At 58.5% G+C, this 10,544-nt stretch carries 11 protein-coding genes; 1 reads left to right on the top strand and 10 read right to left on the bottom strand.

All coding sequences use genetic code 11. The features are described from left to right. Positions 1 to 691: 691 nt before the first annotated feature. From lysS to hslO, 10 genes are all read right to left on the bottom strand, one after another. Positions 692 to 2,200: a lysine--tRNA ligase gene (gene lysS, locus EV586_RS17665; protein WP_132946405.1), complete on the bottom strand. Its 1,509-nt coding sequence runs from the start codon at positions 2,198 to 2,200 to the stop codon at positions 692 to 694. Between the two features lie 21 nt (positions 2,201 to 2,221). Next, on the bottom strand, positions 2,222 to 2,698 hold the full coding sequence (gene greA, locus EV586_RS17660; RefSeq protein WP_132946404.1) for a transcription elongation factor GreA: 477 nt from the start codon (positions 2,696 to 2,698) through the stop codon (positions 2,222 to 2,224). A 116-nt stretch (positions 2,699 to 2,814) separates the two neighbouring features. Then, entirely contained in the window at positions 2,815 to 3,717 is a 903-nt protein-coding gene (locus EV586_RS17655; RefSeq protein WP_132946403.1) for a quinate 5-dehydrogenase, read from the bottom strand. A gap of 205 nt (positions 3,718 to 3,922) precedes the next feature. Then, entirely contained in the window at positions 3,923 to 4,921 is a 999-nt protein-coding gene (gene dusB, locus EV586_RS17650; protein ID WP_132946402.1) for a tRNA dihydrouridine synthase DusB, read from the bottom strand. Positions 4,922 to 5,027: 106 nt separating this feature from the next. Further along, positions 5,028 to 5,246: a helix-turn-helix domain-containing protein gene (locus tag EV586_RS17645; RefSeq protein WP_087456405.1), complete on the bottom strand. Its 219-nt coding sequence runs from the start codon at positions 5,244 to 5,246 to the stop codon at positions 5,028 to 5,030. Beyond that, entirely contained in the window at positions 5,201 to 5,722 is a 522-nt protein-coding gene (gene folK / locus EV586_RS17640; RefSeq protein WP_132946413.1) for a 2-amino-4-hydroxy-6-hydroxymethyldihydropteridine diphosphokinase, read from the bottom strand. Before folK ends, EV586_RS17645 begins: the two co-directional genes overlap by 46 nt. A 10-nt stretch (positions 5,723 to 5,732) precedes the next feature. Then, a complete protein-coding gene (gene folB / locus EV586_RS17635; protein ID WP_132946401.1) occupies positions 5,733 to 6,092 on the bottom strand; it encodes a dihydroneopterin aldolase in 360 nt (119 codons plus the stop codon). A 20-nt stretch (positions 6,093 to 6,112) separates the two neighbouring features. Continuing rightward, positions 6,113 to 7,300 (bottom strand): dihydropteroate synthase, encoded by a 1,188-nt coding sequence (folP, locus tag EV586_RS17630; RefSeq protein WP_132946400.1) that lies wholly within the window; start codon positions 7,298 to 7,300, stop codon positions 6,113 to 6,115. A gap of 93 nt (positions 7,301 to 7,393) precedes the next feature. Then, positions 7,394 to 8,317, bottom strand: coding sequence for a cysteine synthase A (cysK, locus tag EV586_RS17625; RefSeq protein WP_132946399.1), 924 nt, complete (start codon positions 8,315 to 8,317; stop codon positions 7,394 to 7,396). Between the two features lie 94 nt (positions 8,318 to 8,411). Continuing rightward, positions 8,412 to 9,308, bottom strand: a complete 897-nt coding sequence (hslO, locus tag EV586_RS17620; protein ID WP_132946398.1) for an Hsp33 family molecular chaperone HslO — start codon at positions 9,306 to 9,308, stop codon at positions 8,412 to 8,414. A 170-nt stretch (positions 9,309 to 9,478) separates the two neighbouring features. Here hslO and EV586_RS17615 point away from each other — a divergent pair, with 170 nt between their 5' ends. Next, positions 9,479 to 10,531 (top strand): YheC/YheD family endospore coat-associated protein, encoded by a 1,053-nt coding sequence (locus EV586_RS17615; protein WP_132946397.1) that lies wholly within the window; start codon positions 9,479 to 9,481, stop codon positions 10,529 to 10,531. Positions 10,532 to 10,544: the final 13 nt, after the last annotated feature.

Below are 10,544 nucleotides of genomic sequence, written 5' to 3'. Positions count from 1 at the left end.
AAGCTTGTATCTTGACTCGTATCTCATCTCTGTAACACTCGTTTAGTTTTCAAGGATCAAGAACAGGATGTTCATTGTCCAGCGTTGCGACAGGATGTCGCGTGCTTAGCTGGGCTACCATCACCGCATGTCTCTCGCGGCGACAAGAGATAATGTAACACAAAGCCTATCAGAAAGTCAACAAGAATATTTTGCATCACTGGAAAGCATTTTTTACTGTTTCGCACCGGATGATACGTCGCGGCGACAAGAAACATCTTAACATGTACAGAACTTATCCACAATGCGCGCAGCGAAACAAACTGCTGCAAAACCATGCAAGTTCAGCGTTCACGCGTGGGAAATGCCCTATTTCACAAGCCTTCTCTCTAAATCTGCTTCGCTTCGAAACCAAAAAGTTATCCACCTTATCGTTCTTTATCCCCAACTTATCCACATTACCCACAGCGTTGTCCACAAATTCACACACGTTATCCCCATTTCCGCACAGTTTCATCCCATTTCTCCACGCACAACCGTCCCAATCTGTGCAAAACAAAACATATCCAAGCCTTCAAACTCATACTCACGCCATACTCGCCCAACACCAACACCAACAACACTCCCACACCAATCACACTCTCCTCCCCCCTCTCCCATCCGCAAACACAAAAAAAGGACCTGACCCTTAGGCCAAGTCCTTCTTCTCGTCTTAAATATGTCGCATATGCGGGAACAGCAGCACATCGCGGATCGACGGCTGGTTGGTCAGGAGCATGACCAGACGGTCGACGCCGATGCCCAAGCCCCCGGTCGGCGGCATGCCGAACTCCAGCGCTTGGATGTAGTCTTCGTCCATCTCATGCGCTTCGTCGTTGCCTTGCTCCTTCTCGACGAGCTGCGCTTCGAAACGCTCGCGCTGGTCGATCGGGTCGTTCAGCTCGGTGAACGCATTCGCATGCTCGCGGCCGACGATGAACAGCTCGAAGCGGTCGGTGTAGCGCGGATCTTCCGGGTTCTTCTTCGCCAGCGGCGAGATCTCCACCGGCTGGCCGGTGATGAACGTCGGCTGGATCAGCTTCGCCTCCACGAACTCCTCGAAGAACGCATTCAGAATATGACCGACCTTCCACGCCTTCTCCACCTGCACGTTGTGCTGCTTCGCCAGCGCGTGCGCCTCTTCGTCCGCATACACCTGCGAGAAGTCCACGCCGGTCTCTTCTTTCACCGCGTCGACCATCGAGATGCGCTTCCACTGCGGCGTCAGATCCACTTCCACGCCTTGATACTCGATCTTCGTCTTGCCGAGCACCTGCTCCGCGCAATACGCCACGCAGTTTTCAGTCAGCGTCATGATGTCTGTGTAATCCCCGTACGCCTGGTACAGCTCCAGCATCGTGAACTCCGGGTTGTGGCGCGTCGAAACGCCTTCGTTGCGGAACACGCGCCCGATCTCATAGACGCGCTCCAATCCGCCGACGATCAAACGCTTCAGATGCAGCTCCAGCGCGATGCGCATGTACAGCTCCATATCCAGCGCATTGTGGTGCGTGATAAACGGCCGCGCCGCTGCGCCGCCCGCGATCGCGTGCATCGTCGGGGTCTCGACTTCGAGGAAGCCTTGGCCGTCAAAGAAATGGCGCATCGCCTGGATGATCTTCGAACGCATCACAAACGTCTCGCGTACGTCCGGGTTGACGATCAGGTCGACATAGCGCTGACGGTAGCGCTGTTCGACGTCCTTCAGGCCGGCATGCTTATCCGGCAAAGGGCGCAGCGACTTCGACATCAGTTCCAACTTCTCGACGCCCACCGAAACTTCGCCTTTGTTCGTTTTGAAAATCGTGCCTTCGACCGCTACAAAATCCCCAATGTCCATCTTGTCAAACAGCTCGTAAGACTCGTCGCCGACAGTGTCCTTCTTGACGTAGATCTGCACGCGTCCCGCTGCGTCCTGGATGTGCGAAAAAGCCGCCTTGCCCTGACCGCGCTTCAGCATGATCCGGCCGGCGATCTTCACCGGCTGGTTGATCTCCGCCAATTCCTCCTTGGTCTTATCCTCGCCGAACGCGAGGATCTCCTGAGAAGTATGGGACGCCTCAAAGCGCTTGCCCCACGGTTCGATCCCTTTGTCGTACAGGGCCTGCAATTTCTCGCGGCGCACCTGCATCTGCTCGCTCATCTCGAGCGTGGACGTGGATTGCTGTTGTTCTTCTGACATGGGCTCTCACTCCGATAACTTCTATTTTTTGATTTCCAGAATCTCATATTCGATCATACCCGCAGGTACATTAACTTCAATCTTATCGCCAATCACCCGTCCAAGTAAAGCCCGGCCGACCGGAGATTCGTTCGAAATCTTATTTTCGGTCGGATCGGCCTCGGCGGTGCCGACGATCAGGTACTCCATCACATCGCCAAACTCCAGATCCTTGATCACCACGCGCGCCCCGATGCTGACCGCCCCTGTCGCCACATCTTCGTCGCGGATGATGCGGGCGTTGCGCAGCATCTTCTCTAGCGTCATGATCCGGCCTTCAATAAAAGCCTGTTCATTCTTCGCGTCTTCATACTCCGAGTTTTCACTGATATCGCCATAGCTAATCGCAACTTGAATCCGCTCCGCCACTTCACGGCGCTTTACCGATTTCAGATGGTCCAGCTCTTCTTCTAATTTCAAAAGCCCACCTTGGGTGAGCAGCGTTTCTTTCTCCGACATCCCCGATCAGCTCCGTCTCTCCATTGTTATAAGAAAAACACTGCCAACCTACTCGCTGACAGTGCTCGATTTGTATCATAAAAGCTTTCTTTCAAAAGATTATAGTTGCTTCACACTCACCTTGTCAACGTTTCAATCCGCGGAGCAAAGCCGGTCTTGTCGAGCAGCGCCAAATACTGCACCGGCGCCAGTTCGCGGCGGCTGTCCTGCAGCGCGACGAGCAAGGCTTCGATCACGTTCGTGCCAAAGCTGCGCCCCTCCAGATCGGGCGTCGTCGTCACCAGATGCTTCACTCCCCGCGCTCGCAGCAGCTCGACATCCCCCGGCGTCACCGTATTGGTCAGCACGATCTTCCCGTCCAGCCGGTCCGGCAAATGGCGGCGGATAAAATGAAAATCACCTGCGATCACGTCGGCATTCCGGTAGTGTTTGGCAAATTTCGCCTGGATCTGCTGCTGCTTCTCCCCCGTCGGATACAAAAAGCGGATCGGGAGCTGCGTGATCAGCGGGGCGATCAGGCGGGCGGCGCGATCGAGCCCTTGGAGCGAGCGGATCAGCACCGGCAGGCCGAGGCCAAACATCAAGTCACCAAACACCACCTCGCAGCCGGTCTCCACGAGCGCTTCGGCCATGCCAAAACGGTCGACGCCGGAGACGAGCAGCACTCTCTTCCCGCGCAGCCGGATCAAAGGATGGTCGGCCAGCAGATGGACGACGTGGCGCTCCAGCGAATTTTTCAGCCCGGAGCCGTCGAGGATCGGAGTGAGCCGGGCGTGGCGGGCGATCTCTTCCGCTTCCCGAAACGTGTAGCGGCGGTTGTGCACATAGATATAGCGGTCGATGCCGCCCATCCCGAAAGCATCGACCTGTCCGTCCATGCTCCGAATGGCGCGGATCACCGCTTGGCGGTCCCCGTCCGTGCCGATCCGCTCGACCAGCAATTCCTGCCCGAACAGCCGGATGATCACTTTATGATTGCGTGAAGCAGAACCCAAGGAAACGCTCACCACATGTTTCACGCAAAAACCCCCATGCAAAAGAGTCGCTGGAAAAAGACTGGCTAGCGAAACTTGCGCCACCCTGCACAGGTCACGCCAAGCTCCGCAAAGTCATCTTCCATCCTCTCCTACATGAGGGTCATTTAGACAGCAGCACCAGTGATTCCAGTATTCTCGTCTTTACAGACTCGATCTCGCTGAAAACACAGCGGTTCAAGAAACGCTTTTAGTTCATCACTTCTTGCGCTTCATACTTCAGCAAGTACGCATAATACTCGTGCAATGCCTCTTTCAACGCTTCGGAAGTTTCCAGCAGGTTGATCTTGTCGCGGAACTGGTTGGAATCGCGCAGGCCTTTGGTGTACCAGGCGATGTGTTTGCGCATTTCGCGGGTGCCGGTGTACTCGCCTTTCTCCGCGACGAGCAGGTCGGTGTGGCGCAAGGCGACACGGATGCGCTCTTCGGCAGACGGCAGCGGCAGTTCTTCGCCTGTCGCCATGAAGTGCGTCACCGCACGGAAAATCCACGGGTTGCCGAGCGAGCCGCGGCCGATCATCACGCCGTCCGCGCCGGTCTCCTGCAGCAATTGCACCGCTTTTTGCGGTGTGGTCACGTCGCCGTTGCCGATCACCGGGATGTTGACCGCCGCTTTCACGGCGCGGATGATGCTCCAGTCCGCCTGGCCCTGGTACATCTGCTTCGCGGTGCGGCCGTGGACGGCCACCGCCTGCGCGCCTGCCGCCTCGACCGCTTTCGCCACTTCGACGGCGTTGATGTTGTCATCGTCCCAGCCTTTGCGGAACTTCACCGTCACCGGCTTGTTCGGCACCGCTTTGACGACCGCCTCGACGATTCTTGCCGCGTTCTGCGGGTCGCGGGCCAGCGCCGCGCCGGAGCCGGCCTTGTGCACCTTGTTCGCCGGGCAGCCCATGTTGATGTCGACGATCGCCGCATCCGTATCGGCGACCAGCTCGGCCGCGATGCGCATCGACTCCACGTCACAGCCCATCAGTTGCATCGAAACCGGTTTTTCCTCCTGCAGAATGGTCAGCATGGAGCGGGTTTTCGCGTTGCCATGCTGCAAAGCTTTCGTCGCGACCATCTCCGCGCAGACCATGCCTGCGCCCATCTCTTTCGCCAAAACGCGGAAGGACGGGTTGCAGACACCGGCCATCGGCGCCAAGATTACGTTGTTTTCCAGCTCTACCTGTCCGATCTTCAACATGAAACCTTCACTCCAATCTATAGACAGCGAAAAACACAGACCGTAGGGTCTGTGCCTCGCTCCGAATTCATAGTAGCTTCATCTTACCATCTCTCAACTGCTTTTCTCAACCACCAATTGTTAGCGTCTCGCCGCGCAGCTCCTGTTCTGTCACGCCAAGCACGGCGTGGATGGAGCGGAGCAGCTCATTGGAGGGCATTCTGGTGCCTCTCTCGATCGCCCCTACAATGGCGATCGAGACATGCAGTTTGTCGGCCAATTCCTGCTGTGTGAGGTTCTTCAGCTTTCGGAAAGCCCGCAAACGCTTGCCAATGGTATCTGACATAGAAAGACCCCTTCCTTTCCGTCAACCTGATTGGCCATGTCTGACACGGTTTGCTGCGTAACAGGATGAACCATGCCGCCTGCAAGTTCTGCGAGTGGTAGTAGGACAAATGCGCGTTCCCCCATCCGGGGATGTGGTAAAGTGAGTTCCGCCGTGTCCATGACCTGCTTGTCCATGAGCAGGATGTCTATATCTAAAGTACGCGGTCCCCACTTGATATCCCTTTGACGACCCATGTCTAATTCTGTAGAACCGGTAATTTTAAGCAAATTTTGGGGGCCCAAATGGGTTTTGATCTCCAAAGCGAGGTTCAAAAAGTCGGGCTGGTCGGTCATTCCGACCGGGGCTGTCTCATAAACCGAGGAGATGTTCGTCACCTGAATGTCAGGGTGTGCATTCAGAAGCCGGATCGCCGCGCAGAGATTTTGCACCCGGTCGCCGAGGTTGGAGCCGAGCGACAGGTAGGCGGTGTGCAGCTCGCGGCCGTTATCGTTCACGGATGACCTCCACCGCCACGCCGCTCAGCGCCCCTGGGAACGGCGGCGACGGCTTGGTCACTTTGACCTGCGCCTGCTGCACCATCGGATACAGGTCGAGCATCTGCTGCGCGATGCGCTCAGCCAGCGTTTCGATCAGCTGCACCGGCTCGCCGTCCATGATGATTTTGATCGCCGCGTACGCTTCCGCATAGTTGACCGTCTTGCTGAGATCGTCCGTCTCGCCGGCCGCTTTCAGCGACGCGTGCAACACGAGATCCGCATAAAACCGCTGCCCGAGCCGGTTTTCCTCTTCAAATACGCCGTGGTAGCCGTAGAACTCCATGCCGGAGATATAGATCCTGTCCATCCTTCCCTCGTCTCCTTCGCCTAGCGCACCATCGCGTCGGTCATCCGGGCGACGCGCGCCATTTCTTTTACGTCATGCACCCGCACGATGTCCACGCCTTTGGCGATGCCAAGCGCCACCGTCGCCGCCGTGCCTTCGACGCGCTCGTCGACCGGCAGGCAGAGCGCATTGCCGATCATCGACTTGCGCGACGTGCCGAGCAGCACCGGGTAGCCAAGGCCGGTAAAATCGTCCATGCGCTTCATCATGTACAGGTTCTGTTCGTGCGTTTTCCCAAATCCGATGCCGGGGTCCAAGATGATCTGTTCGTCAGACACACCCGCTGCATGAGCCAGCGCGATCGATTCGCGAATGTCGCGGACGACACCGGTGATCAGGTCCTGCTCATACGGCGTCTCGCGGTTGTGCATCAAGATCACCGGGCAGTTCAGCTTTGCGCAGACGGCTGCCATCTCCGGGTCCTGTTTGAAACCCCAGACGTCGTTGACGATGTGCGCACCCGCCCGGACTGCCGCTTCGGCGACCGACGCCTTGTAGGTGTCGATCGAGATCGGGACGTTCACTTCCCGCGACAGGCGTTCGATCACCGGCACGACGCGGCGCATTTCTTCCTGCGCATCGACCGGCGCATGACCGGGACGGGTCGATTCGCCGCCGATGTCGAGCACGTCAGCGCCCGCATTGATCATCTCGCGGGCGTGCGCAACCGCCTTGTCGAGGTCGGCCCAGCGCCCGCCGTCAGAAAACGAGTCGGGCGTGACGTTCAAGATGCCCATCACCAGCGTCCGGCTGCCGAACTCCCACGTATAGGCGCCGTCTCCGAACGTCAGCGTCCGGTGCCCTTTTGCTTCGAAGCGCTCCAGCACAGAGCTGAGTTCCTCGCTGAGCTGCTTCAAGCCGAACGGCTGGATCTTCAGCTTCTGGATCACTTCCGAAAATTGCCGCTTGGTGCCGAGCAGCACGATCGACGAGTCGCCGGCCGTCAGACCCGCCACATCCCGATGCACCGCCGCGTCGCCGCCTTTCGAGAGCATCTCCTGTTTCAAAATGTTCGCCGCTTTCAAGCTGACGTTGTCGATGCGGATCACAAACCCGCGCCCTTTGTTCAGCATGATCCGGTTCCCGGCTTCCGTCGAGCCGACCTGCCGGAACTCGGCGTACAGATGCGCTTCGTTTTCAATATGTATCACATACGGATTGTATCTCACGTTCCCACTTCCTCTGCGCCAAACTCTATCTATTATAGCAAAAAAGAGCACCCGACTTGCGGATGCTCTTCGTTCTTGGCAGAATCTCTGCGCTTATTCGAATTGGAACAGGGCGGTGGACAGGTAGCGCTCGCCGGTGGACGGAGCTACGGTGAGGACTTTCTTGCCTTTGCCGAGCTTCTTCGCGACCTGCAGGGCTGCATACACGTTGCCGCCGGAGGAGATGCCGACGAGGATGCCTTCGTCTTTCGCCAGACGGCGCGCATACTCGAACGCGATCTCGTTGTCGACTTGGACGATCTCATCGACTTGATCGGTGTTCATGATCGACGGCACGAAGCCTGCGCCGATGCCTTGGATCTTATGCGGACCAGGGTTGCCGCCGGAGAGGACCGGGGAGGCGGACGGTTCGACCGCCACGATCTGGATCTGCGGGTTCTTGCCTTTCAGCACTTCACCGACGCCGGTGATCGTGCCGCCGGTGCCGACGCCTGCGACGAAGGCGTCCAGCTCGCCGCCAAACGCTTCGAGGATCTCAGCTGCGGTGGTCTCGCGGTGGATCTTCGGGTTGTTCGGGTTGTCGAACTGCTGCGGCATGAACCATTCCGGGTTCTCTTCCTTCAGCGCTTTTGCTTTCGCGATCGCGCCTTTCATGCCTTCTGCGCCCGGGGTGAGCACGAGTTCAGCGCCGTACGCGCGCAGCAGGTTGCGGCGCTCGATCGACATGGTGTCCGGCATGACGAGCACGGCACGGTAGCCTTTCGCCGCTGCCATCATCGCCAGGCCGATGCCGGTGTTGCCGGAAGTCGGCTCGACGATGGTCGTGCCTTCCTTCAACTCGCCCGCTTTTTCCGCTTCGATGATCATCGAGTAGGCGATGCGGTCTTTGACAGAACCGCCCGGGTTGAACGACTCCAGCTTCACATAGATCTCCGCATCATCCGGACCGGCGATGGTGTTCAGTTTCACGATCGGAGTCTGGCCGATCAGCTCTGCAATGTTGTTTGCAATACGCATGAAAAATACCCTCCCCTGTTTATATAAAACCAAGTATTGTAGTTGGAATTACGTTGTTTGTTGGTCTTAGTGTATCGTGGAACGGGTTTTTCTGTCAATCCCTCTTCGCGTCGCGGACCAGCTCCAACAGCTGCTCTTCATTAAAATGATACATTTCATTGCAGAAATGGCAGACCAGTTCTGCCGCTTTGTCTTCTTCGGCGATCTTTTGCAGCTCCGTCTCGCCAAGCGAGATCAAGCCGCGGGCAAAGCGTTCGCGGGAGCAGTCGCATTGGAAGCCGATCTCGACTCTTTCATTGAATTTGATCTCGCCCGGGATCAGCCGCTGCAAAATCTGCTCCGGCGTCTGCCCTTGCACGAGCAGCGAGGTGATGTGCGGGAACTGCTTGATCTGGTCTTCGATGTAGTCGATGTCTTCCTCGGCCACGCCCGGCAGCAGCTGGAGCAGGAAGCCGCCCGCCTGGGTGACGGTCTGCTCTTTGTCGATCAGCACGCCGAGGCCAAGCGCCGACGGGGTCTGCTCCGACTGCGCGAAATAGTACAGGAAGTCGTCGCCGATCTCGCCCGTCGCCAACGGCACAGAGCCAACGTACGGCTCTTTCATGCCGAGGTCTTTGATTACGAACAGGAATCCGTCGCCGACCGCTGCGCCGACGTCGAGCTTTTCCACATCGCCGAAGACGATACCGTCCTTCGGGGGCAGTTCGACCAGCGGGTTGTCCACATAGCCGCGCACATGCCCTTCCGAATCGGCCGTCGCCACGATGCGGCCGAGCGGGCCATCGCCGCGGATCTGCAAGGTGACCGTCTCTTTGCCCTTCAGCATCACGCCCATGATCACCGCCATCGTCGCCGTGCGGCCAAGCGCAGCGCTCGCCAGCGCCAGCGCTTTGTTGCGGTCCGAGAGCTCGCGGACGATGTCGGTCGTTATACAAGCAAACGCGCGAAGTTTGCCGTCCAGTGCGGTTGCGCGTACTAAATAATCGTTCATGTTGTACTCCTCCTCATGAAAAAAGCCACTATGTACCAAAAAGTCACTTTCTCTATGTTAGCATGTTCACCCTGCTGTTGTAAGTATACGAAGCCGCTCGAAAATGGTGAGACCGATCACGCTTTGCTTTCATAAAATAGACGAGAACTCGTCAAGGGAGGGACAGCCGCTTGAAACCAGATCTGCTCGGACTGATGACGACCGACCTGCCCGCCCCCGCTTCCAGACAGAGCCTGTCGCCGACGTGGCTTTTGCTGGCGGAAGAAGGACGGGCGGCAGGCTGGCCGGTGCTGTTTTTCCATCCGCATCAGGTGTCGCTTGCGAGCAACACGGTGCGCGGCTATCTGCTCGGAGCAAACGGCGCATGGCGGCACGGCACGGCGGCGCTGCCGCAGGTGGTCGTGGACCAGGTGTTTGTGCATGTGGCGCGCACCGATGCCCGCTACGCCACCGTAAAGCGCGGGCTGATCCAAAAAGGCGCCCGGGTCGTGAACCCGCGCCTGCCCGACAAGCGCGGCGTGTGGCGGACGCTGCTTCAATCGGCGGCGCTGCGCCCGCATCTGCCGGAATCGTCCGCCCTGCACAGCGCGGACGATGTGGAGAGCTGGCTGCAGCGGCACCCGAGCGTCTTTGTCAAGCCGGTGCGCGGCTCGAAAGGGCGCGGCGTGGTGCGGATCACCCGCGCGGCGGACGGGCGGTATGCGGTGGCGGAAGGCAAGGAGCAAGTGCTTGGCACGGCTGCGATGCGCAAGATGATCGCGCGGAGGCTCGGGCGCGAGAAGCATCTGATCCAACAAGGCTTGCCGCTCGTCGAAGCGGATGGCAGCAAGATCGACCTGCGCGTCGTGCTTTACCGCGACGATAGCAAGCGCTGGCGTCCCGTCGCCACCGTGCCCCGCGTTGGCCAATCCGGTCAGGCGGTCACCAACCTCGCCCAAGGCGGACGCACAGAAAGTTTGGCGTGGCTGCAAGAGGAGCTGCGCAGCCAGTGCTTGCCGGTGCCGGCCCGGGAGCAGATCGAGCAAGTTGCCGTGCTGACCGCAGAGGCGCTGACGCCGCTTCGCCCGTCGCTCGCCTTCCTCGGCATCGACATCGGGCTGACCACAGACGGCGGGCTCTATGCCCTCGACATCAACCCGCGCCCCGGCAGACAAGTCCTGTCGATGGACGACCGGCGGAATGCTTACCAGTACCTGATCGGCTACTGCAAGACGCTGCTCTGAAAACAGGAAAACC

The organism is Tumebacillus sp. BK434 (assembly GCF_004340785.1).
Lineage (GTDB): Bacteria > Bacillota > Bacilli > Tumebacillales > Tumebacillaceae > Tumebacillus_A.
The sequence above is the reverse complement of the archived record's forward strand: the minus strand, read 5'-3'. Positions and strand labels throughout refer to the sequence as shown.